Origin of the sequence: Acinetobacter sp. ACNIH2, assembly GCF_002934965.1 — a bacterium.
GTDB classification, from domain to species: Bacteria; Pseudomonadota; Gammaproteobacteria; order Pseudomonadales; family Moraxellaceae; genus Acinetobacter; species Acinetobacter tandoii.
Window position 1 is genome coordinate 2558107 of sequence record NZ_CP026412.1, and the last position, 26793, is coordinate 2584899.

General features: G+C 39.7%; 27 protein-coding genes. 13 read left to right on the plus strand and 14 right to left on the minus strand.

What is annotated here, in order from left to right:
* Positions 1 to 377 precede the first annotated feature (377 nt).
* The 3 genes from pgaD to pgaB are packed head-to-tail and all read right to left on the minus strand — an operon-like array spanning position 378 to position 4100.
* Positions 378 to 803 carry a poly-beta-1,6-N-acetyl-D-glucosamine biosynthesis protein PgaD gene (pgaD, locus tag C3F34_RS11990; RefSeq protein ID WP_104441684.1) on the minus strand — a complete coding sequence of 142 codons (426 nt, stop codon included), beginning with the start codon at positions 801 to 803 and terminating at the stop codon, positions 378 to 380.
* A gap of 27 nt (positions 804 to 830) precedes the next feature.
* Complete coding sequence (gene pgaC, locus C3F34_RS11995) at positions 831 to 2093, minus strand: poly-beta-1,6-N-acetyl-D-glucosamine synthase (RefSeq protein ID WP_044737415.1); 1263 nt, start codon at positions 2091 to 2093, stop codon at positions 831 to 833.
* Between the two features lie 12 nt (positions 2094 to 2105).
* Positions 2106 to 4100, minus strand: coding sequence for a poly-beta-1,6-N-acetyl-D-glucosamine N-deacetylase PgaB (gene pgaB / locus C3F34_RS12000; RefSeq protein WP_104441685.1), 1995 nt, complete (start codon positions 4098 to 4100; stop codon positions 2106 to 2108).
* 237 nt (positions 4101 to 4337) lie between these two features.
* On the opposite strand from pgaB, the gene C3F34_RS12005 reads away from it, so the two are divergent.
* Positions 4338 to 5000 carry an IS1595 family transposase gene (locus tag C3F34_RS12005; protein WP_104440784.1) on the plus strand — a complete coding sequence of 221 codons (663 nt, stop codon included), beginning with the start codon at positions 4338 to 4340 and terminating at the stop codon, positions 4998 to 5000.
* Positions 5001 to 5134: 134 nt separating this feature from the next.
* Here C3F34_RS12005 and oxyR read toward each other — a convergent pair whose 3' ends face one another.
* The 4 genes from oxyR to rubA are packed head-to-tail and all read right to left on the minus strand — an operon-like array spanning position 5135 to position 8441.
* Positions 5135 to 6028, minus strand: a complete 894-nt coding sequence (gene oxyR, locus C3F34_RS12010) for a LysR family transcriptional regulator OxyR (protein WP_016166954.1) — start codon at positions 6026 to 6028, stop codon at positions 5135 to 5137.
* Positions 6029 to 6040: 12 nt separating this feature from the next.
* Positions 6041 to 6979, minus strand: coding sequence for an esterase EstB (gene estB / locus C3F34_RS12015; RefSeq protein WP_016166953.1), 939 nt, complete (start codon positions 6977 to 6979; stop codon positions 6041 to 6043).
* A gap of 60 nt (positions 6980 to 7039) precedes the next feature.
* Complete coding sequence (locus tag C3F34_RS12020) at positions 7040 to 8218, minus strand: FAD-dependent oxidoreductase (RefSeq protein WP_016166952.1); 1179 nt, start codon at positions 8216 to 8218, stop codon at positions 7040 to 7042.
* Between the two features lie 58 nt (positions 8219 to 8276).
* Positions 8277 to 8441 (minus strand): rubredoxin RubA, encoded by a 165-nt coding sequence (rubA, locus tag C3F34_RS12025; protein ID WP_016166951.1) that lies wholly within the window; start codon positions 8439 to 8441, stop codon positions 8277 to 8279.
* A gap of 479 nt (positions 8442 to 8920) precedes the next feature.
* On the opposite strand from rubA, the gene C3F34_RS12030 reads away from it, so the two are divergent.
* Positions 8921 to 9466: an adenine phosphoribosyltransferase gene (locus C3F34_RS12030; RefSeq protein WP_016166950.1), complete on the plus strand. Its 546-nt coding sequence runs from the start codon at positions 8921 to 8923 to the stop codon at positions 9464 to 9466.
* Positions 9467 to 9526: 60 nt separating this feature from the next.
* Here C3F34_RS12030 and C3F34_RS12035 read toward each other — a convergent pair whose 3' ends face one another.
* Complete coding sequence (locus tag C3F34_RS12035) at positions 9527 to 10042, minus strand: YqiA/YcfP family alpha/beta fold hydrolase (RefSeq protein ID WP_016166949.1); 516 nt, start codon at positions 10040 to 10042, stop codon at positions 9527 to 9529.
* Positions 10043 to 10328: 286 nt separating this feature from the next.
* Here C3F34_RS12035 and C3F34_RS12040 point away from each other — a divergent pair, with 286 nt between their 5' ends.
* The 3 genes from C3F34_RS12040 to C3F34_RS12050 all read left to right on the plus strand — a co-directional run bounded on the left by C3F34_RS12040 (position 10329) and on the right by C3F34_RS12050 (position 14005).
* Entirely contained in the window at positions 10329 to 10769 is a 441-nt protein-coding gene (locus C3F34_RS12040; RefSeq protein ID WP_016166948.1) for an SRPBCC family protein, read from the plus strand.
* Between the two features lie 129 nt (positions 10770 to 10898).
* A complete protein-coding gene (lysS, locus tag C3F34_RS12045) occupies positions 10899 to 12425 on the plus strand; it encodes a lysine--tRNA ligase (protein WP_016166947.1) in 1527 nt (508 codons plus the stop codon).
* Between the two features lie 137 nt (positions 12426 to 12562).
* Positions 12563 to 14005 (plus strand): capsule assembly Wzi family protein, encoded by a 1443-nt coding sequence (locus C3F34_RS12050; RefSeq protein ID WP_104441686.1) that lies wholly within the window; start codon positions 12563 to 12565, stop codon positions 14003 to 14005.
* Positions 14006 to 14123: 118 nt separating this feature from the next.
* On the opposite strand, the gene C3F34_RS12055 is transcribed toward C3F34_RS12050, so the two are convergent.
* Both C3F34_RS12055 and C3F34_RS12060 read right to left on the minus strand, forming a co-directional pair.
* Entirely contained in the window at positions 14124 to 14813 is a 690-nt protein-coding gene (locus C3F34_RS12055; RefSeq protein ID WP_104441687.1) for a pirin family protein, read from the minus strand.
* A 173-nt stretch (positions 14814 to 14986) separates the two neighbouring features.
* Positions 14987 to 16225: a L,D-transpeptidase family protein gene (locus tag C3F34_RS12060; protein ID WP_104441688.1), complete on the minus strand. Its 1239-nt coding sequence runs from the start codon at positions 16223 to 16225 to the stop codon at positions 14987 to 14989.
* A 202-nt stretch (positions 16226 to 16427) separates the two neighbouring features.
* On the opposite strand from C3F34_RS12060, the gene hemE reads away from it, so the two are divergent.
* The 4 genes from hemE to C3F34_RS12080 all read left to right on the plus strand — a co-directional run bounded on the left by hemE (position 16428) and on the right by C3F34_RS12080 (position 20881).
* Complete coding sequence (gene hemE, locus C3F34_RS12065) at positions 16428 to 17498, plus strand: uroporphyrinogen decarboxylase (RefSeq protein WP_016166943.1); 1071 nt, start codon at positions 16428 to 16430, stop codon at positions 17496 to 17498.
* 20 nt (positions 17499 to 17518) lie between these two features.
* Positions 17519 to 18328, plus strand: coding sequence for a DUF817 family protein (locus C3F34_RS12070; RefSeq protein WP_016166942.1), 810 nt, complete (start codon positions 17519 to 17521; stop codon positions 18326 to 18328).
* A gap of 136 nt (positions 18329 to 18464) precedes the next feature.
* On the plus strand, positions 18465 to 18935 hold the full coding sequence (locus C3F34_RS12075) for a DUF3015 family protein (RefSeq protein ID WP_016166941.1): 471 nt from the start codon (positions 18465 to 18467) through the stop codon (positions 18933 to 18935).
* A gap of 62 nt (positions 18936 to 18997) precedes the next feature.
* Positions 18998 to 20881, plus strand: coding sequence for a DUF4105 domain-containing protein (locus tag C3F34_RS12080; protein ID WP_104441689.1), 1884 nt, complete (start codon positions 18998 to 19000; stop codon positions 20879 to 20881).
* Positions 20882 to 20931: 50 nt separating this feature from the next.
* On the opposite strand, the gene arsC is transcribed toward C3F34_RS12080, so the two are convergent.
* Positions 20932 to 21354 carry an arsenate reductase (glutaredoxin) gene (arsC, locus tag C3F34_RS12085; RefSeq protein WP_044737408.1) on the minus strand — a complete coding sequence of 141 codons (423 nt, stop codon included), beginning with the start codon at positions 21352 to 21354 and terminating at the stop codon, positions 20932 to 20934.
* Positions 21355 to 21444: 90 nt separating this feature from the next.
* On the opposite strand from arsC, the gene C3F34_RS12090 reads away from it, so the two are divergent.
* The 3 genes from C3F34_RS12090 (at position 21445) to arsH (ending at position 23723) form a co-directional block, all read left to right on the plus strand.
* Positions 21445 to 21768: an ArsR/SmtB family transcription factor gene (locus C3F34_RS12090; protein WP_044737407.1), complete on the plus strand. Its 324-nt coding sequence runs from the start codon at positions 21445 to 21447 to the stop codon at positions 21766 to 21768.
* Between the two features lie 204 nt (positions 21769 to 21972).
* Positions 21973 to 23022, plus strand: a complete 1050-nt coding sequence (gene arsB, locus C3F34_RS12095) for an ACR3 family arsenite efflux transporter (protein WP_104441690.1) — start codon at positions 21973 to 21975, stop codon at positions 23020 to 23022.
* Positions 23019 to 23723, plus strand: coding sequence for an arsenical resistance protein ArsH (arsH, locus tag C3F34_RS12100; RefSeq protein ID WP_104441691.1), 705 nt, complete (start codon positions 23019 to 23021; stop codon positions 23721 to 23723). Before arsB ends, arsH begins: the two co-directional genes overlap by 4 nt.
* A gap of 55 nt (positions 23724 to 23778) precedes the next feature.
* On the opposite strand, the gene folE is transcribed toward arsH, so the two are convergent.
* Together folE and C3F34_RS12110 are read right to left on the minus strand one after the other, a co-directional pair.
* Complete coding sequence (gene folE / locus C3F34_RS12105; protein ID WP_171069590.1) at positions 23779 to 24327, minus strand: GTP cyclohydrolase I FolE; 549 nt, start codon at positions 24325 to 24327, stop codon at positions 23779 to 23781.
* 93 nt (positions 24328 to 24420) lie between these two features.
* Positions 24421 to 25107 carry a Smr/MutS family protein gene (locus C3F34_RS12110; RefSeq protein ID WP_104441692.1) on the minus strand — a complete coding sequence of 229 codons (687 nt, stop codon included), beginning with the start codon at positions 25105 to 25107 and terminating at the stop codon, positions 24421 to 24423.
* A 514-nt stretch (positions 25108 to 25621) separates the two neighbouring features.
* Between C3F34_RS12110 and C3F34_RS12115 the strand changes: the two genes are divergently transcribed.
* Entirely contained in the window at positions 25622 to 25873 is a 252-nt protein-coding gene (locus tag C3F34_RS12115) for a DUF2798 domain-containing protein (protein WP_044737405.1), read from the plus strand.
* A gap of 111 nt (positions 25874 to 25984) precedes the next feature.
* On the opposite strand, the gene trpC is transcribed toward C3F34_RS12115, so the two are convergent.
* Positions 25985 to 26791, minus strand: coding sequence for an indole-3-glycerol phosphate synthase TrpC (gene trpC, locus C3F34_RS12120; protein ID WP_104441693.1), 807 nt, complete (start codon positions 26789 to 26791; stop codon positions 25985 to 25987).
* Positions 26792 to 26793 lie beyond the last annotated feature (2 nt).

The window sequence follows — 26793 nt, forward strand, 5'->3', positions numbered from 1 at the left end:
AGAGACGAAATAGAAGCGCTGCATCGTCAGCGCTTTTTTTGTGTCTGAAAGATCGTTCAGTCGATGGGTTGGGTTGAAGGTTTATGAAAAGGCTCATGAAGATGTGGTCAGTATTGTTGAGTTATTAGCTTTCATTTATATAGTTTATACATGGATATAGGGCTGCATAAAACATTTAAACTCTAGAGGGATTGGAGCTGAAAAATTGAAGCGCTCAGGGCTAGATACAGAAAGATTAGATTTCATGTTTAGAATGGAACAGCAATCGAAACTTGTTGCATGTTTTGTTTAGACTTCAAACTGATAGAGATGAAAAAGACCCCAAGATAGCTTGAGGTCAATTTATAAGATTAGAGTACGTTAAAAAACGTATTTCATTATTCTAAATCAACGATTTGTCCTTGGTCATTATGATGAACCACGGTGATTTTATGCTGTCTGGATTGTACAATTTTTTGGTTGCTGAGCTCAAAATAGTCAGCATATTGCTGTGTGGCTAAGGGGTGTTCTGAGTTTTCCATTTTATCACTCGCAGACGGCATAAATCGACTCCAGAGCAATAAACCCACACTACAGAGCAGCAGTTCTAATCCACCATATTCAATGCTTATACTGAGCGCATTGATCAGATGGTGTACCGCTGTACTTTTCTGTAATTGTATGAGAATCCATACCAGTAAGAAGGGACGCCAAAGCAGAAGCCACGCACCCCACATTAATGCCGTAGTGGTATTCGACATATAGCGTTTATGCCAAGGCAATAAATGACGCAAATCAATCACTAAATCATGTTGAGATTTCATTTTGAGATACTCTAATCGTGTTGCGTATTATAAACGGATACCACGGTCTGGGCTGACCCAGCGCGCGCGCTTATCTTCACCACGTAACAGTACTTTTGGAAAAGCCATAATGGTGGCACTTATAGTAATGAGCCAGAATACAAATGGATACCAAATCATCCAGAAGTAGTTCTTGCCTAGGTTCGGTTCATAACGACTATCCATCCATTTGCTTAAAGCAAACTGAATGAGACAGGTTGCTCCCAGTAAAACACCACTGCCATAAGGTAAAAATGGTGAGCTAATTCCACTGAGTGCAGCGATTGGGAAAATTAAATGAATGATCCATAGAATTGCCAATAACAACATTAAATAAGACCAAACCAAAGTCAGGCAAAGCTCTAACATCAGTGGCCATAAAAAATTGAGTTTGGGTTGAATGAATACATCCAAATTTTTGATTAAGACCTGAGCGCCACCCATTGCCCAACGTAGACGTTGTTTCCAAAGTCCAGAAAGCGTTTCAGGCATTAAAATCCACACCAGTGCATTCGGTTCAAACTGAATGTCCCAACCTGCACGCTGCAATTTCCAAGTGATGTCAATGTCTTCGGTGAGCATGTTTGGCGACCAATATCCAACTTGATGTACGGCAGTTTTACGAAATGCGGTAATCACTCCTGAGACTGTAAATAGTCGTCCGAAGCTGCGCTGAGCACGTTTGATCATTCCCACAATTGAAGAAAACTCACCCACTTGAATACGTCCCAAGAGTGTTGAACGGGTCCGAATACGTGGATTGCCTGTCACTGCTGCAATTTTGGGATTTGCAATAAAATGTTGCATCATCCATGTCGCTGCATGAGGATCAAGGAGTGCATCCCCATCAATTCCTAATAAGAACTCTGCTTCTGTTACTAGGCTGCCCGCTTGTAACGCCATGGCTTTACCTTGATTTTTCGCAAGGTGTACCACACGTAGGCGTTCATGTTGATGTGCCAATCGATTCAATACTTCAGCGGTGTTATCTGAACTACCATCATTAATCGCAATGACTTCAAAATTCGGATAGTCGAGTTTTAAAGCATGACTAATGGTTTCTTCTGCATTATCACCCTCATTAAAACAAGGGATTAGTACTGCAACTAGAGGGTAGTGCGGTAATGTCTTGGGGTGTTGATAGGCAGGTTGTTTACGTTCTTTACGATAGAAAATCAGTGCACCTAACATCCACAGGTAAGACATGAACAACGGGTAATAAAACACAAAGTTGAGCGCGTGACGCAGCCAAAGATTGAAATGAGGTAACATACTCAACTGCCTTTATGGAATTAATTGAGAAGATTTGGTTGCAAAGACATCATGCATGACTTTTGGGTCTGGATGTCCTTGAATTGGGTCGTCAGGGTAATAGGCAACATGCATAACACCTTGGGTATATAAAGACTGAATGGTACTTGCCAGTTCTTGTGAAGGAATTTTCTGATTGTTACGCCAGTTGGTCGCTTGCAGCTCAAAGACCGTTTTTTTCATGCCATTCGGGAAAGATTTAACCCGTTGAACGATGTCACGATAAAACTGGTCTGCATCAGGCGCTTGTTCCATATACGGCATTGCCATAATGGCAGTGAAGTCATAACGTTTTAAGGACTCTTCGAGTGACTGTGAATACCAGTTTTCTGCATAAGGTTTTAATGCAACTTGCGCATATAAATTACGTGCAGTGAGCAGGAAGGGTTCGTACTGACGGACTTGGCTGGCAAGCTGCATGGCAAAATCATCAATGGTTTTGGTTTTATATGCAGTCCATTTTTGCAACAATGCATCATCTGCACGAATTTTTGCTAAATCAGCCGGTAAGCCTTGTGCTGCATAGGCCGTTAAAGCATTTGGGCTGGCATCTTCATAATCGGATAGGGTGGTATCGTCATGGAACAGAATGCCATTAAACGGTGTAGATTTTGCTAAATCTTGATAGATCTCACTGATGGTTTGGCGTGCGCGTGGAGAATAAGGCGATAAACGTAAATACCCCATGTTTAAATGATCTTGGCTGACTTGTTGGGTCTCAACCACATCTTTGCTTACAGGGTCGGTTTGAGGGAGTTCCCATGCCAAGAGAGGCATCCAAGCATAAATACGGCTGACTTGGGTTCGAGTCTGAATTTGCCAAGCCACATGATTAAATAGATCGGCACGCATCGGTAAATGACGATTTGGGAAATACACCATGTTGGCAGAACCATCACCATCAGAATCTGAAAATGCCTGAAGATAAACAGTATTGACTCCCATAGCGCGAATGCGATCTAGCAAAATGCCAAGGTTGCGTTCTTGTTGTTTAGGATTAGGGTCATAAACATAGTCTAAATCAATATGCATGACTTTCTGTGGGCGGTTGTTATCACCCAAATTCATTTCACGATTTTTAATTTCTTGTGCCAGATCGGCGGTACTCATATTGCCTTCAACCAAAACACGGTTCAGCGTTTGCAAAGAACCATGCACATGGTCAGGGCCATCATCCAGAGTGATGGTAATTGGCATACCTAACTGTTTCGCAATATTCACATCCTGCATGTTATAGCGACCATATGGCCAAACCATGACACGCGGTGCTTTTAAACCATGAGCTTGGAGTAACTCGTTGTTATGCTTTAGATCTTGGGTGATACGGGTGGTATATTGTTGATCATTTTCATAGCGTTGGTGTTTTGCATCATATTGACGTGTAATGGCCGCAGGTTCAGAGTTACCTTGTGGATTGGCATTGATACCACAATGTAAATTAAAACTGTGATTCCCAATTTCGACCAAACCACTGTCCTGCATTTCTTTCAGTTCTGACCAAGTCAGAATTTTGTCACGTGAAATAATATCATCACCAAAATGTACTGCTTGATTGGCTTTTGGGGTAAGCCACGAACCAACGACAGCAAGTACTACAGGAATATGTTTGGCTTTTAGAATAGGGTAAGCATGAGTGTAAAATGATTGATAGCCATCATCTACGGTCAATAATACAGGTTTGCTCGGCAAACGGTATTTGCCTTGGTGAGCTTGGATAAGTTGGTTGACATTGATAAAGTGAAAACCATTGTTTTGTAGCCAATCAAGGTGCTGACTAAACTGTTGTGGCGTTACTGCATAATCAGGGATCAGGGCATTTTTCTGATCGGTAATTTCATGATAGCCAATAATAGTCAGAGTAGAGGGGTCAACTTTGGGAGGCTCGGCTGCCATACTGAATGACGCACTGAGCGAACATATTAATCCTAGTGAAAGTGGAAACCAAGGAGATGCAAAGCGAGCAAGCATAGAGATATCTTCTAAAAACTTTTAGTACGGGAGATTAGCGATCACAAAAACTCAAAATTGTTCTTATTTTTGAGAGTCGACTAAGGTCTTTTGTTCATTGCGCATTTATAAATTCTGAACCTGAAAGTTTTCTTAAAAAACGCATTATTTAAAGAGGTGATACAAAATAAAAACAATTAATTGCAGATATATTGTATTGGCTCTAGACTAGCAGACTAGTTATGTTGGTCTGTAATCATGATTAAAAACAGTAAATTAAGCCACTACAAGATTAAAAAAATCATTCAATGCTTTTGCATTGATATACCCGCTTCTAAAACTGCATTATTACTCAATTTAAATCGTAATACGATCAACTATTGGTACATGCTTTTTAGGGAAGCTATTTATGATCATCAAACAGATTTAAGAACTAAATTTGTAGGTTCTATTGAAGTGGATGAAAGCTATTTTGGCGCTAAACGACAACGTGGTTTTCATGGGAAGTTAAAACGTGGTCGTGGCACTTTAAAACAACCCGTATTTGGAATATTTGAACGGGATGGGCGTGTTTATACTGAAATCGTTCCTGACTGTAAAATGAAGACTTTACAAAAGGTTATCTTAGGTAAGGTGGCACTAGAAAGTGTCATTTATAGTGATGGATGGCGAGGCTATAATGGTCTAGTTGATGTTGGTTATTCAAAGCATTTCAGGGTAAATCACGGAGCAAATGAGTTTGCTAGAGGACAATGTCACATAAATGGAATAGAATCATTTTGGAGTTTCTGTAAACGAAGATTATCCAAGTTCAATGGTATCTCAAAAGATTATTTTGACTACCATCTGAAGGAGTCTGAATGGCGTTGGATGAGAGAACCTAATGAGTTAGCAACTGAGTTGTGGAACATCATTAGATAAAATTAAGTATAAATCTGCTAGTCTAGAGCCTTGTATTAAGTTATGCCGAGTGGTTTTAAGAGTATTAGTACTGTAAAAATGGAAAACCCAGTGCGGACACTGGGTTTTTAAAGCTTGAATTTGAAAATTCGTTCTTAGGTAATTTTTTGCAGAATTTGCAACAGCACATCAAATTCGCTTTGCAAGGGTGTACTCTTACGCGTAATCAGGGCCAAAGTACGGCTTGGTGCATCTTGAATAGATTTCACAACCAAATCAGAGTTGGCCTTAATCATATTGGTGTGCAATGCAATTTCGGGCAAAAGGGTAAAGCCCAGGTTTGCAGAGACCATTTCAATTAAAGTTGGTAATGAGCTTGCCTTTAAGCGATGATCATTTTTACGCTCGCCAATCGGACAAGCACTTAAAGCATGATCACGTAAGCAGTGACCTTCTTCCAGCAACATCAAACGTGATAAATCTAAATCTTCCAGCGTTACCGCTTGTGCCGAACGGTGGTCAGATTTATGGCACACCAAGAACAAGTCTTCTTTTGCAATATCAGCAACTTTAAGTCCACGCGTGTCAAATGGCAGAGCCAACAACACCATGTCTAAGTTACCATGCTCAAGTTTTTCAACAATTTTTTCGCTTTGTGCTTCGTGCAGATGCAACTGAATTTTAGGAAGCTGCTTATGCACTTCGTCAAGTAACTGCGACAAAATAAAAGGCGCGATCGTTGGAATAACACCTAAATGTAGATCGCCAGTCAAAGGCTCACTCATTTCACGACTTAAGCGCATTAAGTCTTGAGCATCAGCAAGTAGAACACGGGCTCGAGCGACAACTTGTTCGCCAAGCGGGGTTAAACGTACATTTTGGCGATCGCGTTCAACGAGGACGCCACCCAGTAAGCGTTCAAGTTCCATGATCCCACCCGAAAGGGTAGATTGGGTCACGAACGAACGACGCGCCGCTTCAGTAAAGTGCAGCGTTTCAGACAGTGTTACAAGGTATGACAGCTGTCTCAGGGATGGTAATGCAGCCATAGTGTCCTAATTTTAAGATTTAAAATGATGAGCAAATAATCCGCTAAGATGAGGAATGAAATGCGGCGGGATATCATGCCCCATTCCATCAATTAATTCAAACTTAGCGCCTGTAATTGCTTTTGCAACAGCTTTACCATGGCTAGGCGGGAGCAAGCGATCACGTGAACCATGAACTACAAGAGTCGGTTGTTGAATCTGCTTGTCCAGATGTAGCAAGGAGCCTGTACATAATATTGCTAAAAACTGTTGAAGTACACCCGCTGGGTAATAACTTCGTTGATATAATTTACGAGCGGTTTGCATGGTTTCCAGCTGATTGATATAACCAGGTGAACCAATAATGTTAAATACTTTTAAGCTGTGGTTAATAATTCCTTCCTCATCATTCGATTCTGGTCGGCCAATAAGGCTGAACAATTGCTTTGGAAAAGGAGGAGGAAGTAAAGGTTGATTGTTGCTGGTAAACACCAGTCCTAATTTGCTGACTTTATCTGGATTTTTTGCAGCTAGAATTTGTGCGATCATTCCGCCCATAGATGCACCCAAAACAAAGACATTTTCCAGTCCCATGCGTTCAATGAGCAAGGCGGCATCATCGGCCATATCATGTAAATTATAAGGTGCACCTTGGTTTTCTAAGCCTAGTGCAAAACGACCCATCAATTTAATGGTATTTAGACGTGGTCCCTGATGGCGTATTTTAGAAGATAATCCAATGTCGCGGTTATCGTAACGAACAACACGATAGCCATGATCAATCAGTGTTTTACAAAAGAAATCGGGCCAGAATAATAATTGAGCACCTAACCCCATAATGAGTAAGATGGTTGGATGTTCAGGTTGACCGCCAACTTCGACGTGTAATTCAATTCCATTCCCCAAGTTTACCTTGGTTTCATGCATAAACGGGGTATAAGGTGAATTTTTGAATTGTAATGCGCTATTCATTCTTCTTTCTCCCCTAATAAGAGGACATTCAAAAATGTGAACGTCCTCTCTATTTTGAACTTAAATTGATACAGGAATCAAGTCTGGAACTAACTTGGTTAGTGCTAATCGTTGTTTCGCTGCAGTTGCACCTAACAGTACAAAACCACGCAAAGTCCCTGAGCTATCAAAGGCTTTGGCTAACATACCATCGTCAAATTCTTCCGTTTCCCAATTCACGTCAACATCAATCGGCGCTGGTAAAACTGTGAGTGGTGCTGCAGGCGTTTTGACTGCTACAGGCATCGCAGGATAATGTACTGCGGTATGTTCACCATTTAAGGTTTTTGCCAGTGCTCGTGCCTGTTGCATGATTGGCATTACATATGGAAGTAGTGTGCCATTCACTTCTGCACAGTCACCCACTGCGTAAATATTCGCTTGATTGGTTTCCAAATGGCTATTGGTCAAAATGCCACGACTGGTGTGAATGTTGCCTGTTTTAGCCAAGCTAATATTTGGCTGTAAACCAATTGCTGAAAGTACTATATCAGCGATTACAGATTGTCCATTGGCTAAAGTGACAAGATAATCACCATTTTCGACTTTAGATACTTTCTCAACAGTCGTACCCAATACAAAATGAATGCCTGTTTCTTCCAGATTTTCTTGGAAGGCAGAAGCAATATGTGCAGGCAGTAGTCGACCTAAAGGTTGGGCAGCCAAATCGATGACTGTGGCATGATATCCTGTATTTTGTAGATCATTGGCAAACTCGCAGCCAATTAATCCAGCACCTAAAATCACCACACGTTTATCTTGACGTTTGTCTAGGTTTTCACGGAATGCTTTATAGTCATTGAGAGAGTTGACCACATGAATATCATCACTGCCATCTCCAGCAATTGCTAAACGAATTGGATTTGCACCTATAGCAAGAATCAGTTTTGCATAGTCTAAGGTACTCGATTGACCATCTTTTTCTAAGACAAGTTGATTTTGCTCACTGCGAATTTCTTTAACCCAAGTATGCGTTTCAATACGCATATTGAGTTGTGAGCTCATTTTTTCAGCATCACCTAAGGCGATTTGTTCAGGAGATTTTTTGCCTGCTAATGCATTAGATAAGGTTGGCTTCGCATAGTTGCTGGCATCATCAGCGGTAATCATAATAAGTTCTTGTTCCGCATTGAGTTTACGAAACTCACGTGCCACGGTATAGCCAGCCATGCCTGAACCAATGATAACGATAGGCTGCATTTCTTTCTCCAAAGATAAGGTGTAAAAAAAGACCACTAGAAGGGTCTTTTAGTTATTATTAAATTTCAATCATTTCAAAGTCGGCTTTAGAAACACCACAATCTGGGCAGGTCCAGTCATCTGGAATATCGTCCCATTTAGTGCCCGCAACAATACCGTCTTGCGGCCAGCCTTCTGCTTCGTCGTAAATCCATCCACAAACGATGCATTGATACTTTTTCATCTGATTCTCCAATTCTGATCGGGTCATTTAGATCAGTAATAACTCATATACCGCATGGCTCTAATGATCTAATGGCTAGCGTTATTTTCGCCTAAATTTTTACGCAGTTCTAGGACGAATGTAAAGCAAATATCGGATTTTAATTAGAGAATTCTGAATCGGAATGGCTGAGTGGGACAAAACTTATCAATTCAATCACTGCGCTGTATTTTTGTTAGACAATCTAGAGAGGCTTGATGAGCAACAGAACAAGTCCAATTTTCTGCGACTAAAGTCGAGCAGATTTAAAACTGTGAAAATGCTATTTTATAATCATATAAGTCTATAGTTAATATTTTATATAAAAATTATTTATAAAAATTATAATGTTATAAAAAGTGATTAAAATTGTTTTCGGCTGAAAACCTGATGATTATCTATCCTGAGCGTTGAAAAAGCGTTAAAATTCACCTATTCCTTCCGTTCTTAAATTCTCTCCCATGAAAAATTTGTCTGCTGTATTGTGGTCGCACATTCGTACTGTCCAAGATTTCCCAAAACCTGGGATTTGCTTCTACGATTTGACTCCATTATTTATGAGTAATATTGGCCCATTAGCCGATGCATTGATTGAAAGTATTCCAGAAGAACAGTTGGCTGAAGTAGAAAGTTTTGTGGCGGTAGAAGCACGTGGTTTTGTGTTGGCAAGTCTATTGGCGCAACGCTTAAACAAAGGACTTTTATTGGTTCGTAAAGCAGGAAAGCTACCACCTCCAGTGGTTGGTGTAGGTTATAGCCTTGAATATGGTGTCGATCGTTTAGAAATTGCAGCCAATATTCAGCCACAAAAAGTGATTATCGTAGATGATGTCCTTGCCACAGGTGGAACCTTAAAAGCGGTGAAACAATTAATGGATAAATGTCAGCATCAAGTATTGGGTGCGAGCATTTTCTTAGATTTACCAACTTTGCATCAAGATTTAGGCTTCAAAGTGTGGACAGTGTTGGAAGAAAACTCAAAGCCATTACACGCTGCTGTCGCTTAGGCGTGTTAGAGCTGTAGAGAAAAAGCCAATCAACTGCGTTTGATTGGCTTTTTTATTGCGCTAAAAAAAGGTCTGTTCCATATAATGAATCAGTTGGTTGACGCGTTCTGGAGCAGCCAGTCGATGATGTCCACCTTCAACTGCTTCAACTTGCATGTAGGGTTCTAAAAAAGCTGTAGTCGCGTACATGTCTAAAACCTCATCACCAAGTTCAATATAGGCAATTTGAGGAATATCATGTTCTAAATCGAATTCAGTAATTGCAGGATAATCTGTGCGGAAATCTGGAGTTAGAGTGGGATTCGCTACAATGCAAGGAATTCGGTGCTGTAAGGACATTTTGAGCGCCCAATATCCACCTAAACAGTGACCTATTAATAAGTCAGGTTTAATAGTCGCTAAAGCATTTTGATAAAATTCGGCAACAGTGGAATAGTTTAAATTTCTATAATCCACATCAATGCAATATTTTTTTGCTGAGTCAATTGCATGGAATTTAGTCGATTCTTTAGAAGAGTCTAATCCATGAAAAAAAAGAATTTTCGATTGGTCTATATTGATTGTTATCGCATTCATAGGCTCTCTTTTTGCAAAGATAGAACGGATTAATAAACGTTCACTTTTCAACTTTTTTAAATTATCTTCATTTTACGAATCTTCAGTTGGCATTGATCTTAGCATTTGGTCTAAGAGTGGGATGTGCGATATGGTGATGTAGTTTTTAATAATAGATAAAACAGAGAGATATATTGTATTTTTGGAGTAATTCGTCAAGTTTATAAATATTTTTTAACGATTTATTTTACTGCTTGTAGAAATTATTCAGTAGTTTGGAAAGAAGCAACTCGCTTGAGAAAATGAAATGATGGAACATCTTCGTTTTAGTGTCTGTATAGATGCAAGTCCTGAAAAGATATGGAAGATTCTTTGGTCAGCAGATACTTATACTGAATGGACCAAGTTCTTTACGGAAGGGTCAAAAATACAGTCTGATTGGACAGTGGGTGGAAGAACTTTATTTATAGACAGTCATGGCGATGGTTTGATTGCTACCATTTTAGTTTATTTACCGAATTGTTCAGTTATTTTTCAATATCAAGGTCTATTACAAGATGGGGTGGAGGATTTAACTAGCCCTGAAGTTCAGCAGTGGCAAGGATTGCTCGAACAATATTCTTTAGAAGAAGTTGATGGAAAAACAATACTGAGTGTCGAACTGGAAACGACAGAAGATTATAAATACATGATGGAGCAAGCTTTTGAACAAGGATTGCAGCGTGTTCGAGAACTAGCAGAACAATAGAATAATAGAGTTGTAGAAAAGAAAGTTAAATTCACGGTCATTATTTTGTTTAAGAGAAATCATACGAAATCATGAATGAATCTGCTATGCTATAGCACTTCATTTTTTAGTATTTTTTACGAGGCAGAGATGACGCAAAACAACGCTCAATCGACTTCTGAACAACCTATTTCCGAAAACGATTTAATTGCACAGCGTCATGCCAAGTTGAAGCAAATTGAAGAGCAAGCCAAACAAACGGGCGTTAGCCCATGGCCGAACTCGTTCAAGCGCGAACATTATGCACAAGATTTACAAGAACAATTTAAAGATCAATCGAAAGAACAGATTGAAGCAGCTGAGCATGTTTATGTGAAAGTTGCAGGTCGTGTCATGTTGAACCGTGGATCATTTATCGTGATTCAAGATATGACAGGTCGTATTCAGCTTTATGTTGCACGTAAAGAGTTAGACGAAGCTACTTTGGCAACCATCAAAGGTTTAGACCTTGGTGATATTATTGCAGTAGAAGGTTATATTGGTCGTTCGGGCAAAGGCGATTTATATGTTCACATTCAACATTTTGAATTATTGACCAAATCACTACGTCCACTGCCAGATAAGTTCCATGGTCTAAATGACACAGAAGTTAAATACCGTAAGCGTTATCTTGACCTGATTGTAAATGAAGAAACACGTAAGACGTTTGAAATTCGTGCCAAAGTTGTTGCAGGGATCCGTGCATTCTTAAACAACGAACGTTTCATGGAAGTTGAAACACCAATGATGCATGTCATTCCTGGTGGCGCATCTGCGCGTCCATTCGAAACGCATCATAATGCTTTAGATATGCCTTTATTCTTGCGTATTGCGCCTGAACTTTATTTAAAACGTTTAGTGGTTGGTGGTTTTGAACGTGTGTTTGAGATTAACCGTAACTTCCGTAATGAAGGGGTGTCAACGCGTCACAACCCTGAATTTACGATGATCGAGTTTTACCAAGCTTACGCTGATTATAAAGACTTGATGGCATTGACTGAAAATATGCTTGAAAAGTTGGCTTTGGATATTTTAGGTACAACTGATGTGCCTTACCAAGGTGAAGTGTTTAGCTTCAAAGGGCCATTCAAGAAAATCTCTATGTTTGATGCGATTTTAGAGAATAACCCACAGTTTACCCCTGAAAATGTAGGTGACCGTGAGTTCCTTGCTCAATTTATTCGTGAAGAATTAAAAGAACAAGTGAAGCCAGGTTTTGGTTTAGGTAAGCTTCAAACGATTGTATTTGAAGAAACGGTTGAAACTAAATTACGTCAACCAACCTTTATTACTGAATACCCAGCTGAAACTTCACCATTAGCACGTCGTAATGATGATAATCCACATATTACTGACCGTTTTGAATTCTTTATCGGTGGTCGTGAATTAGCAAATGGTTTCTCAGAGTTGAATGACCCAATTGATCAAGCTGAACGTTTCCAAGCACAAGTTGCGGAAAAAGATGCGGGTGATGATGAAGCCATGCACTATGATGCAGAGTTTGTTGAAGCACTTGAATACGGTTTGCCTCCTACTGCGGGTGAAGGTATTGGTATTGACCGTTTAGTCATGTTATTTGCTGATGCGCCGAGTATCCGTGATGTGATTTTATTCCCACACATGCGCCGTAAAGACTAAGGTCCATATTTATTAAAAAACCCGCTTCGGCGGGTTTTTTGTTGATGATTTACAACAAAAATCAATACTCAGGTTGCAATATTCAATCAAAGAAAATATGGTAGTCGGCAGAATTAAGTAACGAGAAAGTCACGATAATGTTTTTAAAAAGAGCTTTAGTTTCGGCGTTGTTGATGGTGTCGGCGTCATCGGGTTTTGCGCAAGGGATTGTCGTGAATAATGAAGATTTACGTTCGGATTTGAACTGGTTAAATCAACAAGGCGTTATTCAAATTAGTACCTCAACATGGCCAATGAGTGGGGATGAAATTCAACGTGCATTATCCCAAGCACGTGTTAGTCAACCAGAACAACAAAAAGTAATTGACTCTGTTTTAGCCAGTCTCAAAGCAGACAATCAGATGGCAAAAGTGAGTCTTTACGCGGCAACAGATGAAAAGCAATTTCCACAAGCGTTTGCTGCAAGTAACAAATCTCAATATGTGGGTGCATTGGAATTAAATGCGGGTAGCGAGAATTGGGATGCCAAATTAAAAATAAACGTTGAACATGACCCGATGATCGATAACGGGGAATATGTCAATGTTGAAGGTTCATATTTGGCGGGTAAACTGTGGAACCAGTGGTTGATTGCTGGTCAAATGCCAACGTATTGGGGACCAGGACATGAGGGGAGTTTAATCCGTGGTGATGCAAGCCGTCCAGTTTATGGTTTGACCATGCAGCGTGCTGACCAAAGTGCATTTGAAACAAAATGGTTATCATGGATTGGACCTTGGCAGTATCAAGCATTTGGAGGTCAACTCGCAGATTATGATGCTATTCCAGACACCAAACTGATTGGCTTACGTTTAACTGCTCAGCCTTTGCCTTATTTAGAGTTAGGTGCATCGCGCATGATTCAATGGGGTGGTGATGGGCGTTCGGAAAGTTGGGATTCATTATGGAATGCAATTAAAGGCAATGATAATTTCTATAATTCAGATGATGATAAGTCAAACCAACTTGCAGGTTTTGATGCACGTTTAAATTTAAACCAATGGTTGAATACACCACTGAGCATTTATGGTCAGTACGTGGGTGAAGATGAGGCTGGATTGCTTCCATCTAAAAAAATGTATTTAGCTGGTATGGATTACTCTTCAAGTTTTAAAAATATGCCATTCCAACTGTATACAGAGTGGGCGGACACCCGTACAAATGGTGATGTGAAAGGTATTTCGTATAATCATTATGTATATAAAGATGGTTATTACCAACATGGTTTCCCATTAGGTCATGCAATGGGCGGTGATGGTGAAATATATTCAGTCGGCGGTAATATTCGTTTGGATCCTATGAACCGTGTGTCTGGACGTGTTTTAGTGGCTAAAGTTAATCAATCTAATCTGGATATTAACCAAGCATTTCCAGAAAAAGATGAAGTGAAAGCACTCGATTTAACATGGTCACATTATCTTCGCCCAGATATTCCTTTGAAATTAAATGGGTGGGTGAGTGATTCGGATGTGCATGGTAATGATACAGGGCTTTCAGTTGCTGTAGATTTACCATTAGACCCAAAAGCATGGGGCTATTAATTTCTAAATAGAATAAAAAACCTCACAATTGTGAGGTTTTTTATTTTAGAGCTATCAATGTGAGTAGTATTCAAAGAAATTATTAAATCAATCTCATGCTTAGAAAAGCATGTACTGATTAAACCGGTAAATCAAACCAAATCAATTGACTGTCTGTCAACGCTTTGATTTCAGCCTCTTCAGCAAATGCTAAAGCATCACCAGCTTTTAAGGTCTCACCCGCAATTTCAAGCTCGCCAGATATTACATGGACATAATTGAGTTTCTGCGTCGCTTTGATCGCCAAAGTATTCGTCGCTTGTATAAAGGCAGTTTTGACTTCAGCCTGCTGACGAATATGCATTGCCGCATCACTATTGGGTCCTGCAATCACATGCCATTGATTCGGCTGTAATTTTGGATCACATTGAATCTGTTGATAATTAGGTTCAGCATTACGGATATCAGGATGTATCCAAATTTGTAGCATGTGTACAGGAATATCGCCCTGATTAATTTCGCTATGTTGTACACCTGTACCCGCACTCATGAGCTGCCATTCACCCGCAGAAATATGACGCTCATTACCCATACTGTCTTTATGAGAAATAGTCCCTTCAAGTACACAGGTCAAAATTTCCATATTGTCATGTGGGTGTGTGCCGAAGCCATTATGGGCTGCAATTAAGTCATCATTAATGACACGTAATACGCTTACACCCATATATTTTGGATCGTACCAACTACCAAAAGAAAAACTATGTTTAGACTCTAGCCATCCTGCTTTGACATGACCGCGATTTTCACTACGATGTAAATAACTTTGCATGATCGTTATCCTATTTTTAATTTGTTCATGGATTCATCATAGCGTTTCGATTATGTGGTTTAAATCTTATATAAGCGACAATTCATTCTATTTTTGCAACATTAAATATCATCAGAAATTTAACTTAAAAAAATAGCCTGCACATGCAGGCTATTCAGCGCTATTTTCTAGAATTATTCTAAGAATTTCACCGTTACGCCAGAACGAACTTTTTTACCGAGGTCGTTGGCATCCCAGTTGGTTAAACGGATACAACCATGCGATGCAGTTTTTGAAATTGCAGATGGGTTAGGTGTACCGTGAATACCGAATGATTTTTTGCTTAAACCAATCCAAATGTTACCTACAGGGCCATTTGGACCAGGTGGTAAAGAAAGTGGCTTTAAGTTTTTACCTTGTACAAAGTTGCTTGGAGAATAGCTATACCAAGGGTTTGGTGCTACGCCAGTTACTTTATAGGTGCCTTCTGGTGATGGGGTATCCGAGCTACCAATGGTCGCAGGGAAAGAAGCAATCATTTGGTTGCGGCTATTAAATAGATACAGTTGTTTTGCACCTTTATGCGCAACAATTAAATGAATGTCTTCTGGGAGTTCATTGCGAATATTCGTCACAATAATCTTTTCACCAGCTTTCTTGAATGTTGCTTTTGGATTAAGTTTCTTCAAGAAATCTTCATCCATGTGGAATTTTTCACCTAACATTTCTGTCACACGAGTGTAGTACAAACCTTTCATTTTGGCTTGTAATGCATAGTCGTGTGGAATAGATGGTGCATATGGACCTTTAAGGTCAGCATCGGTAATGGTGTATTCTACGAATGCTGGACGATTCCCTTGTTTAGCGACTAAGGCATCCCAAGTTTCTTTGGTTAAAGTTCCAGTTGGTTGTAAACCATTCATTTGCTGAAAAGTAGCAAGTGCTTTTAATGTATTTTTACCACTGGTACCGTCAATCGCACCCGGTGAAGCATGTGAGTTATTCAACATGACTTGAGTTCGTGCATAAACAGGGAATTGACCTTTACCAATGTTGTCAAACCAAGATGCATTATTCAGACCATCAAGTGTCCAAGAAGCTTTTGCAGCAGGAGAGGTAGGTGCTGTTGCTGAACTCGTTGCTACAGCCGCGCTAGCTGGAGCGGTTCCAATATCTGCTGTGTTATCTTCAGATTGTTGAAGATTTTGTAAAGTCTGTGACGCTCTATTTAAGTCTTGCTGTTCTTGAGGCGTAATTTGAGCATCTTGTGCTGAAGATGCTGCGCCTACAGCAAGAGGATTAATTGGGTCTTCTACGGCAGTATTGGTAACGACTTTGGGCTTTAATGGTTGTTCAGCAGTAGTAGCTGTGGCAAAAGCTGTGCCAGCAAAAAGGCAGCCTAAACTCATTGCGAGTATTGTGCGAACGAACATGTAATTCAACCTTAAGAATTATTCATTTACTAAGTGACAAACTACGCAAGTATTGCAGAAAAAAATGGCAGATGCAGTATTTGTTTTGTTTAAATAGACGTTTGTCCAACAAGAACATTAAATTTTAATCATGCGAGAAGTTATTAAAATTTAATCCTTTTTGTTATGATGCAGCAAAGATTAAATTAAGTTAGGAAAGTCAATGGCGACCTTAAAAAATGATCGTTTTCTGCGTGCTTTATTGCGTGAGCCTGTTGATACTACGCCTGTATGGATGATGCGTCAGGCAGGACGCTATTTACCTGAGTATCGTGAAACACGAGCAAAGGCAGGTGATTTCCTTTCTTTATGTAAAAATACTGAGTTTGCATGTGAAGTGACCTTACAACCTTTACGTCGTTATGACTTAGATGCCGCAATTTTATTTTCAGATATTTTGACTGTTCCAGATGCCTTAGGTTTAGGTCTGTATTTTGAGGCAGGCGAAGGTCCCAAGTTTCATAAAACTGTGCGTACTGAACAAGATGTCATGAATTTACCGACATTCAACGCAAAGTCAGATTTAGATTATGTTATGAATGCAGTATCGACCATTCGTTCAGCTTTAGGTGGTCAGGTACCCTTGATTGGTTTTTCGGGAAGCCCATGGACTTTAGCGACTTATATGGTTGAAGGTGGTTCTAGCAAAGACTTCCGCTTTACCAAGAACATGATGTATGCGCAGCCTGAAGTTTTACATGCCTTGCTTGATCGGTTGGCCATTGCAGTCATTGATTATTTAAATGCGCAAATTGATGCGGGCGCACAAGCTGTTCAAATCTTTGATAGTTGGGGCGGAGCATTAGCGCATCGTGAATATATCGAATTTTCATTAAATTACATGCAAAAAATTGTTTGTGGCTTAAAACGTGAAAAAGATGGTCGCAAAATTCCAGTGATTTTATTTACTAAAGGTGGTGGTCAATGGCTAGAGCCAATGGTTGCAACAGGTGCAGATGCACTTGGATTAGACTGGACGACGCCACTGTCTGTAGCACGTAAAATCGTGAATGGTCGTGCAGCATTACAAGGTAACTTAGACCCTGCAACTCTATATGGATCATCGCAAACGATTCAAAAAGCCACGCAAGCCATGTTAGATGATGCCTATGCTAATGGTGAAAAAACGGGATATATTGCGAATTTGGGGCATGGTATTACCCAATGGGTGAACCCAGATCATCCGAAAGTGTTTATCGACACCGTACATGAATATAGCGCAAAGTATCTATAAATTTAGGTTGAGTATTTACAGTGTTACGTGTTGCTCAATCTTGTGTTGAGTTTTCTTATAAGGCAGCTTCGGCTGCCTTATTTGGAATACTTTTATTATTGGCTTTTGTATTTACTGCGCCATTAGGTTATGAACAACATTATGGTTTTTATCGTTATGACTACCTGTTGTTTTATGCCTTAATTATTCAGTGCTGCTTATTATATTTAAAATTAGAATCTTGGGCAGAAGCCAGAGTCATTGCCCTATTTCACATTATGGCAATGGGGATGGAAATTTTCCTTACGCATCCAGCCATTGCTTCATGGCAATATCCACAACCTGCAATTTTTAAACTGTGGACAGTGCCTTTATTTGCTGGGTTTATGTATTCAGCCGTCGGAAGTTTTTTTGCGCGTTCTTTACGGCTTTATACCGTGTCTTTTAAGGCTTTGCCAAAATTCAGTCATATGTTGACCTTGGCAGTGTTGTCTTATTTGAATTTTATGAGCAAATTCTTTATTCCAGATATTCGCTATGTACTGTTTGGCTGGAGTATTGTGATGTTTTGGAAAACTAAGATTCGTTTTGAGTTGCAACATCACACCATCCAATTGCCGATGTTGCCTATTTTGTGGGTCTTGGCTTTTATTATTTGGCTTGCAGAAAACGTGAGTACTTTCTACAAAATTTGGCTTTATCCAAGTCAGGTCGATGCTTGGCATATGGTGGGTTGGGGCAAGCTAGGTTCATGGTATTTGTTGCTATTGTTAAGTCTAGTTTTAGTCTTGAAAATACTTGGAATACGCAACTCAAAGGGTGATTGGCAGTTAAATAATGATGAATATTAATAGTTTATTTTTATTTTTTTAACTTTAATATAAATTGTTTTGCGTTATTAAAGATATGCGGATAATCTAAGTTTGTGTAATCCATTATTACATGTAAATAATTAGAACACTCAGAGAATAATTCTGGAGAAGTGCAATGTTAAAAAAAGTAGCGTTAGCAGCAGTATTGGCAATAGGTTCTACAGCAGCATTTGCAGATAGCGATGCAGGTTGCGGTATTGGTTCTGAGATTTGGGCGGGCCAATCAGGTAAAGTGCCGAAGTTACTTGCTGCTACAACAAATGGTTTATTTGCTAACCAATTATTTGGTATCACTTTTGGTACTCTCGGTTGTAGTGGTTCGGGTACAGTCACTGCACAAGCAGTCACATTTACCAATGAAAATGCAGAAGCATTGGCGCGTGATATGGCGGTAGGTCAGGGCGAAAGCTTGAATGTGTTAGCTGAATTACTCAATATTAAAGCAGAAGATAAAGCGCGTTTCTTTGCCGTATCTAAGCAAAACTTTGCTGAGATTTACTCTACAGAGAATAAAGATTCCTACCAAGTACTCACATCGCTACAAGCTGTAATGGCAAAAGACCAAGTCCTCAAAGCTTACGTCTAATCGATTGTTGTAAAACCCTGTCAATCTGACAGGGTTTTTTATATCTAAAAAATTAAATTTGAATGAAAAAGATTGCTTTATTTACGGCTTTATTCGGTTCTAGTCTGGCGTATGCCGTTGAACCGACATCATCTATCCACTATGTTGAAATGGCGACCCAGAAACATCTAGCGCAAGAAACAACTTGGCAAAGATTAATGTATGCCAATGCCAAAGGGCAAAGTGAAGTTCATTATGCAGGTTACTTTCTTAGCCCAGAAAGAGGTGGACATTTACAAAATGAATTAAATGCCAATATCGAAGCATTGTTTTTATCCGCAGCGCCGAATCAATCAGTACGTTGTAAATTTCCAGCACGCAGTCAATGGTTAATCAAGCGACTGAATATTCCCGCGACAGATTTACCACACGTTGAATGTCCTGAATTAGACAAATGGATTGGCGAAATTAAGCCCTATAAAGCGACTTTAATTTATGCAACTGACTTTATGGGTAATCCGAGTTCGATGTTTGGGCATACTTTATTGCGTTTAGACCCCAAAGATCAGAAAGAATTAAATTTGGTTTCCTATGCTGTGAACTATGCAGCCACGGTCGCAAGCGCGGATGGTTGGTCTTTTGCTTGGAAAGGTTTAACAGGGCAATACCCCGGTGAATATTCTTTAATGCCGTATTATCGCAAAGTAAAAGAATATGGTGATTTAGAAAGTCGTGATTTGTGGGAATATGAACTTAATTTAAATCCAGAAGAAACACGCTTTTTGGTACAGCATATTTGGGAAATGCAACATGTGACTTTTCCCTATTATTTTGTTAGTGATAACTGTGCTTACCGACTGTTAGGATTGATTGATTTGGTACGTCCCGAACTCAATTTAAGTCAGCAGTTTAAAGTCGCAGCAATTCCAATGCAGACCATTAAAGCGATTGATCAGCAAGGAATTGTTCGTGAAACAGTCTATCGTCCTGCCTTAGAAACTCAATTATTGGCGCAAGCCAAACAGCATGGGCAAAGTTTGGCTAAAACAGCCCATCAGGTTGCTTTTGCTGAACAAAAACAAAGATTAGATATTTTGGCAGCTTATTCTGTGGAAGCTCGTGCCAAAATTTTAGAAATGGCCTATGACGATTTGTACTTACAATTGGTTGCACGTAAAGTGGATGTTGCTTTTGCACAGCCTAATCTACGTGAATTACTGACTTTACGCAGTGCGATTGATTTAGAGAGGCAACGTAAAGAACCTGAACGTCCACGTATTGATCCGACACAATCACATGACGCTCGAAATTTCTCGGTAAAAGCAGGAACTGTGCAAGGCGATGAATTTATTGAGTTGGGACACCGTCAAGCCTATCATGATTTGATTGATCCTCAAGGCGGTTACCGCGTCGGAACACAATTGTTGTTTTGGGATGGCTCGATTCAATACCGTCAGGATGAGTTGAAACTGGAGCATTTCGACTTTCTGACAGTAAATTCTTATAACCCGATTACAGCGTTTAAAACGCCGTTGACATGGGGATTTAATCTGGGTTGGCAACAAGAAGCGACAGATTCTTCAGGGCGTTTTAGTGAACAGGATCAACATGGTGTTGCCAGTTTAAAAATGCAGATGGGTTATAGCTATGCAGATTCAAAACGAGAGAATTTATGTTATGCGCAAATGCAAACCTATCTTCAAGGTGGAAAATCATTAGATAAAGGCTGGCGATTGGGTATGGGGCCGACGGTCGGTTGTCAGAACATTTGGGCAGACCATATTAATTCGATTGTGCAGGTCGAATTTCCATATTGGGAAGATTCGCACCAGTGGCAAGTTCGATTGAATTCACAAGTACAATATGCTTTGAATGCGCAGAATGCATTACGTGTAGGGTGGGAATACCAATATCAAAATCATCAGGACTGGAATAAATTGAGCTTGGGTTATGTTCGATTCTTCTGAACTTAAGCGAAGAAAAAGGCACTTTCGAAGTGCCTTTTTTGCAGTCTATTTTATTTTTTGATCAGTTGTCCCTGTTCATCGATGAGTAATTCACCATCCTCTTTGCTAAAAGAACCACGTTGTGGAGCAGAAAGAATTTCAAGAACGACTTCAGAGGGACGGCATAACCTTACACCAAGTTCAGTTACCACAAAAGGACGGTTGATTAAAATTGGATATTTCAGCATAAAATCAATGAGTTGGTCATCGCTGTGTGTTGACTGTTCTAGTTGTAATTCTTCATAAGGTGGAACATTCTTGCGTAAAACGTCCCGTACTGATAATCCTGAGCGCTTGATTAAATCAATCAGTTCCTCTTTAGTAGGCGGAGTTTTAAGATATTCAATAATTTCTGGTTCTTGACCTGTATTTTGTATCAGACCAAGGGTATTTCTGGACGTACCACAAGCAGGATTATGATAAATCTTAATCATTTTTTAGACATCATCTTTTGTTAAATAAACTTTATTGCATTTATATATGGATATACGTATATTTGCAATTATTAATTTTTGGGCTGTAAAATGGATCAAACTGATTTCTTTAAATGTCTCTCTGACCCCACTCGCTTAGACATTATGAAGTGGGTACTGGTGAGAGAAAATGTCTGTGTATGCGAACTGACGGAATTATTGCAATTGAGTCAGCCTAAGATTTCACGACATTTGGCATTGTTAAGAAATTTGTCGGTTTTATTAGATCAGCGCAAAGGGCAGTGGGTATATTACCGCGTAAATCCAGACTTACCTGAATGGGCGAATGCGGTGTTAAAGATCATTGCTCAGTCAGCGCAAACAGACAGAGAAACTCTTTATTTGAATACTTCGACCAATGTCCATTGTGATTGATTCACTTTATTCAGTAGGTCTATTGTCCGATAACTGATGTTTGAATGAATTTAATACTCAGATGGAGTCCTGATTAAATAAAATCAGAATCGAAGGTGTCTTGTATTTAGAAGATTGGATGCTTGTTTGTTTTAAGCTGATCAAAAAATCTATCGAATGAGATCTATTCGATACAAAAACATATCTCCCTGATTGAGAAAATACATGTCGACTTCTAGACTTTCTTTTTTAGACCGCAATTTAACCTTGTGGATTTTTATTGCCATGGCGCTTGGAGTGGCAATAGGGGTATTTATCCCTCAAGCTTCGGTTACTTTAAATCAAATGCATGTCGGCAGTATCAATATTCCAATTGCCATCGGTCTTATTGTGATGATGTATCCACCGTTGGCAAAGGTGGACTATGCAGCTTTACCAGAAGTTTTTAAAGATAAGCGAACCTTGACGCTGTCACTGGTACAAAACTGGTTGATTGCACCGTGTCTGATGTTTGTCTTGGCAATCATATTTTTACAATCTTATCCCGAATACATGACAGGACTGATCTTAATTGGGCTGGCACGTTGTATTGCCATGGTTTTGGTTTGGAATGATCTGGCATGTGGTGATAATCAATATGTTGCAGCATTAGTTGCATTTAACAGTATTTTCCAGATTTTATTCTTTAGCAGTTATGCGTGGCTATTCTTGAGTTTCTTGCCGCCATATTTCGGGGTTGAGGCGCAAGTCATTCAAGTTAGTTTTTGGATGATTACCCAAGCGGTATTGATCTATTTGGGCATTCCATTTTTATTGGGCTTTTTCACCCGTCTGATTTTAGTTAAACAAAAAGGCTTGGCATGGTATCAAACCCATTTTCTGCCAAAAATTGGTCCACTCAGTTTAATGGCATTGCTCTTCACCATTGTAGCGATGTTTAGCCTCAAAGGTGGTGAAGTGGTCAGCCTGCCGATGGATGTATTACGTATCGCGATTCCATTAACTATTTATTTTGTGGTGATGTTTTTTATCAGCTTCTTTATGAGCAAATGGATGGGTAATAACTACGCGCGTACCACTGCGATTTCATTTACGGCTGCGGGCAATAACTTTGAATTGGCATTGGCTGTTGCGATTGCAACCTTTGGTTTGGCTTCTCCAGTCGCATTTACCACGGTTATTGGCCCTTTGGTGGAAGTTCCTGTGTTAATTGCATTGGTCAGTGTATCTTTATGGTTACGCAAAAAATATTTTAAAACTGAGGTTCTGGGATGAGTTTTGCAAATATTGATTTAGCGCTATTACCAAAGCCAACCCTAGAGCAGGTACAAGCGAAAGCTATTGAGCATCCGCCACGCATTTTGCTGTTGTATGGTTCAAACCGTGAGCGTTCTTATAGTCGTTTAGCAATACAGGAAGCGGGTCGAATTCTGGAATACTTCGGTGTTGAAGTGAAAATTTTCCACCCTAAAGGCTTACCTTTGCCAGAAGATGCGGATCTAGAGCATGCAAAAGTCAAAGAGTTGCATGAGCTGTTGGCTTGGTCAGAAGGCATGGTTTGGTGTTCACCCGAACGTCATGGTTCCATGAGTTCGATTTTTAAAGCACAGATTGACTGGATTCCATTGGCAGCGGGAGCTATTCGTGCCACGCAAGGTAAAACTCTGGCATTGATGCAAGTGTGTGGTGGCTCACAATCGTTTAATGCGGTTAATCAGATGCGCATTTTAGGGCGTTGGATGCGCATGATCACCATTCCAAATCAGTCTTCGATTCCAAAAGCATTCTTGGAATTTGAAGAAGATGGCTCCATGAAAGATTCCTCTTTCTACACACGTATTGTGGATGTGATGGAAGAATTGTATAAATTTACTTTGTTGACTCGTGGTCAGGCAGCCTATTTAACGGATCGTTATTCAGAACGTGTTGAAACCGCAGAGCAGTTGTCGAAGCGTGTGAATCAGCGTTCACAATAAGATAAAAATAAACCCCGAATGTTTCGGGGTTTATTTTTAATTCATTTGAGCTGAATCAGTAACTTTCAGGCACTGCACTGAGGAATTCACGACGTGATTCTTTATCGGTTTTAAATTCACCAATAAATGAAACGGTACGAGTTGTTGACTCTTGTTTACCGACACCGCGCATCATCATGCACATATGCGCAGAATCAATCACCACAGCAACACCACGTGCTTGAGTGACTTCAGCAACCGCTTCTGCAATTTGCTGGGTCAAGTTTTCTTGAATTTGCAAACGACGTGCGAACATTTCAGTAATGCGAGCAAATTTAGACAAGCCAAGCACATGGCCTTCAGGTAAATAGGCAATATGTACACGACCATAAAAAGGTAGGAGATGGTGTTCGCAGAGCGAATAAAATTCAATATTTTTCACCAAGACCATTTCACGGTTGTCTGATGGAAACACCGCTTTATTGGTGACTTCTTCTAGCGTCTTACTATAACCAGACGTTAAATACGAAAACGCTTTAGCAGCACGCACAGGTGTATCAACCAAACCTGGACGATTTAGGTCTTCACCAACGGCAGTTAAAATATTTGCGTAGGATTGCTGCATAGACATAAGACGTTTTCACTTACTCTTATATTGAACAAGGACGGCATTGTACCAGAAAACCGAAAAAATACCGTGTTTAATATCAAAATCCGATTACTGTTTGTGCTTCGGATTTTTTTCTGAACGTTTAAGTAGAACTAAAACGGCGCCCGTACCCCCCTGATTATCAGGTGCGCTGACAAATGCCAGTACGTCACGATGTTGACGTAACCAACCGTTGACATAGGTTTTTAAAATGGCTTCAGGTCCTTTGCCGTGGACAATTTTAATGACATTTTGATTTTCATCCTTCGCCATCTGAATAATTTGTAATACGGCAGCACGGGCTTGTTCTACAGTACAGCCATGCAAATCTACAGCTTCAAACCAGCGTAATTTACCAGCTTTTAAATCTTCAAAAACTTTATGTTGCAACGTCGCAATGCGGTAACTCAAGTTTGCTTGACTGGCTACAGGGTTAAGCATGGCTTGTGTGTCGGAAAGTTCAGCCATTTCAGATTCAGTTGGACCAACAGCCGCTGCTCGCTTTGCTAAAACCTGAGCGTCTAATTTCTTTTTTGGGCTTTTGGCAATTTGAGCGATATTGCCTGCATCTATTTTTTGTACACCTTGCATGGATTTTAGAAATAATTCGGCATCATCTGGCTCAGCTATTACAGCTTGCTTTTTCGCTTCAACTTGCTGTTCAGTAGCGGTTGAATGTGGATGATTAATTTGCTTTTTAAAAGCCTTCAGTAAGTTGTACTGATCTTTAGAAAGCGATGAATCATGTTTGCTCATAATGTCTAGAAATAACTGCAAGATGGGGTTTAAGCGGCAATTATAGTCGGATTTTGCAGTAAATTGAACTGAATTACATGCAATGGCTGTTGTGTAGAATGAAAATAAGAGATCGGTGATGAGTTTTTTTTTTCCAAAAATAACATCAAATGAAGCTTTATTTTATTGAAGAGATCTTTCTATGCTGTTTTGTTTGTAAAAAAAGAAGTTGAATGAATCGATAAAAATAATGGGATGAAAAAATATAGAAGATATATTAAGATATATCTTATTGAGTAATTGGTTCTCATAATACATCAACAGGGAAAGATCTTTTATGAAAAAAGGGGGGTGATTACATTAGAAAAATTGCGGATTTGACTTGAGATAATCCTAGCCAATCGCTTTCAAACTTGAGATAGCTCATTGAGCTGTAGTGGAAACTTAGAGGGATTTAAACCATTGAGCCTAAGCCATTTACTCTATTTTTATTACTTCTTCTGTCAATCGTAAATCAAAAAGGTGATTGAATCTTATGGTAAAAATTCATGTTAAGCATATGTCTTGGCTCATGCCTTTGTTCTTATCGGGGCTGATGAGTGGCTCCCTGTCTTGTTTTAATCTTTTTGTGAATAAAGGTTTAATGCACGGTTTCATAGAAAAGTGGTTGGTAACGTGGGCGATGTCTTGGCTCATTGCTTATCCACTGATTTTAATCTTTATTCCCTTAGTCAGAAATTTTTTGATGTTGATTGTTCACGTACCTGAAGAGTCGACTAAGTCGTGATTGCCTAGTTTGGAAACTTTTATTTTAATTGACTTTATAGAAGGGTGAGCTAGTGTTGAATACGAGTAAGTTGCCATCAGAGTAAAAAATTTTTACTCTGATGGCATCTGTTTAAATTTCGGCAGGCTGACCAAATAATGCGGTGAAGGCATGATCTGGACGTGGCTGCTTCATGAAGCTTTCACCCACCAAGAAACTATGAATATCATGCTCTTGCATCATACGAACATCTTCTGGGGTTGCAATGCCACTTTCAGTAATGAGTAAGCGAGAAGGATCAAGTAATCTCTTCAAACGAATTGATGTATTTAAATCCACATCAAAGGTTTTAAGATTACGGTTATTCACCCCTAACAAGCAGCGCTCAGAAAGTTGTAGAGCACGCTCAAGTTCTTCCTCATCATGTACCTCAACCAATACATCCAAATGATGCTCAAACGCTGTTTTTGACATTTCTTCTAATTGTTGGTCTGACAAGCAGGCCACAATCAACAAAATACAGTCGGCATTCAAGGCACGTGCTTCAATGACATTGTAAGGATCGACAAGAAAATCCTTACGCAATGCAGGCAAAGCACAATGCGTACGCGCGATTTGAATATTCTCATCTGCACCCTGGAAAAAATCGACATCAGTTAAAACTGATAGGCAAGCCGCACCCGCTTGTTCATATTGTGCTGCAATTTCCGCTGGATTAAAGTTTTCACGAATAATCCCTTTTGAAGGAGAGGCTTTTTTGATTTCAGCAATTACACCTGGACGCTTCTTCATCAGTGCTTGAGCAAAACCACGCACGGGTGTTGCTTCTTGTGCCCATTGTTCCACATCTTGCAGGCTACGTTGCTTGAGTCGTGCTGCCAATTCTTCATGTTTACGATCAACAATTTTGCCTAAAATTGTATTTGCGATATCGACCATGT

Excerpts from the sequence above, each read along its gene's own strand:
- oxyR (WP_016166954.1), bottom strand. The coding sequence starts at position 6,028 with ATGGCTGCATTACCATCCCTGAGACAGCTGTCATACCTTGTAACACTG.
- C3F34_RS12060 (WP_104441688.1), bottom strand. The coding sequence starts at position 16,225 with ATGTTCGTTCGCACAATACTCGCAATGAGTTTAGGCTGCCTTTTTGCT.
- estB (WP_016166953.1), bottom strand. The coding sequence starts at position 6,979 with ATGAATAGCGCATTACAATTCAAAAATTCACCTTATACCCCGTTTATG.
- rubA (WP_016166951.1), bottom strand. The coding sequence starts at position 8,441 with ATGAAAAAGTATCAATGCATCGTTTGTGGATGGATTTACGACGAAGCA.
- C3F34_RS12075 (WP_016166941.1), top strand. The coding sequence starts at position 18,465 with ATGTTAAAAAAAGTAGCGTTAGCAGCAGTATTGGCAATAGGTTCTACA.
- pgaC (WP_044737415.1), bottom strand. The coding sequence starts at position 2,093 with ATGTTACCTCATTTCAATCTTTGGCTGCGTCACGCGCTCAACTTTGTG.
- C3F34_RS12040 (WP_016166948.1), top strand. The coding sequence starts at position 10,329 with ATGATGGAACATCTTCGTTTTAGTGTCTGTATAGATGCAAGTCCTGAA.
- C3F34_RS12090 (WP_044737407.1), top strand. The coding sequence starts at position 21,445 with ATGGATCAAACTGATTTCTTTAAATGTCTCTCTGACCCCACTCGCTTA.
- C3F34_RS12005 (WP_104440784.1), top strand. The coding sequence starts at position 4,338 with ATGATTAAAAACAGTAAATTAAGCCACTACAAGATTAAAAAAATCATT.
- C3F34_RS12030 (WP_016166950.1), top strand. The coding sequence starts at position 8,921 with ATGAAAAATTTGTCTGCTGTATTGTGGTCGCACATTCGTACTGTCCAA.
- arsH (WP_104441691.1), top strand. The coding sequence starts at position 23,019 with ATGAGTTTTGCAAATATTGATTTAGCGCTATTACCAAAGCCAACCCTA.
- C3F34_RS12080 (WP_104441689.1), top strand. The coding sequence starts at position 18,998 with ATGAAAAAGATTGCTTTATTTACGGCTTTATTCGGTTCTAGTCTGGCG.
- pgaD (WP_104441684.1), bottom strand. The coding sequence starts at position 803 with ATGAAATCTCAACATGATTTAGTGATTGATTTGCGTCATTTATTGCCT.
- arsB (WP_104441690.1), top strand. The coding sequence starts at position 21,973 with ATGTCGACTTCTAGACTTTCTTTTTTAGACCGCAATTTAACCTTGTGG.
- pgaB (WP_104441685.1), bottom strand. The coding sequence starts at position 4,100 with ATGCTTGCTCGCTTTGCATCTCCTTGGTTTCCACTTTCACTAGGATTA.
- C3F34_RS12110 (WP_104441692.1), bottom strand. The coding sequence starts at position 25,107 with ATGAGCAAACATGATTCATCGCTTTCTAAAGATCAGTACAACTTACTG.
- C3F34_RS12115 (WP_044737405.1), top strand. The coding sequence starts at position 25,622 with ATGGTAAAAATTCATGTTAAGCATATGTCTTGGCTCATGCCTTTGTTC.
- C3F34_RS12020 (WP_016166952.1), bottom strand. The coding sequence starts at position 8,218 with ATGCAGCCTATCGTTATCATTGGTTCAGGCATGGCTGGCTATACCGTG.
- lysS (WP_016166947.1), top strand. The coding sequence starts at position 10,899 with ATGACGCAAAACAACGCTCAATCGACTTCTGAACAACCTATTTCCGAA.
- arsC (WP_044737408.1), bottom strand. The coding sequence starts at position 21,354 with ATGATTAAGATTTATCATAATCCTGCTTGTGGTACGTCCAGAAATACC.
- folE (WP_171069590.1), bottom strand. The coding sequence starts at position 24,327 with ATGCAGCAATCCTACGCAAATATTTTAACTGCCGTTGGTGAAGACCTA.
- hemE (WP_016166943.1), top strand. The coding sequence starts at position 16,428 with ATGGCGACCTTAAAAAATGATCGTTTTCTGCGTGCTTTATTGCGTGAG.
- C3F34_RS12050 (WP_104441686.1), top strand. The coding sequence starts at position 12,563 with ATGTTTTTAAAAAGAGCTTTAGTTTCGGCGTTGTTGATGGTGTCGGCG.
- C3F34_RS12035 (WP_016166949.1), bottom strand. The coding sequence starts at position 10,042 with ATGAATGCGATAACAATCAATATAGACCAATCGAAAATTCTTTTTTTT.
- C3F34_RS12055 (WP_104441687.1), bottom strand. The coding sequence starts at position 14,813 with ATGCAAAGTTATTTACATCGTAGTGAAAATCGCGGTCATGTCAAAGCA.
- trpC (WP_104441693.1), bottom strand. The coding sequence starts at position 26,791 with ATGGTCGATATCGCAAATACAATTTTAGGCAAAATTGTTGATCGTAAA.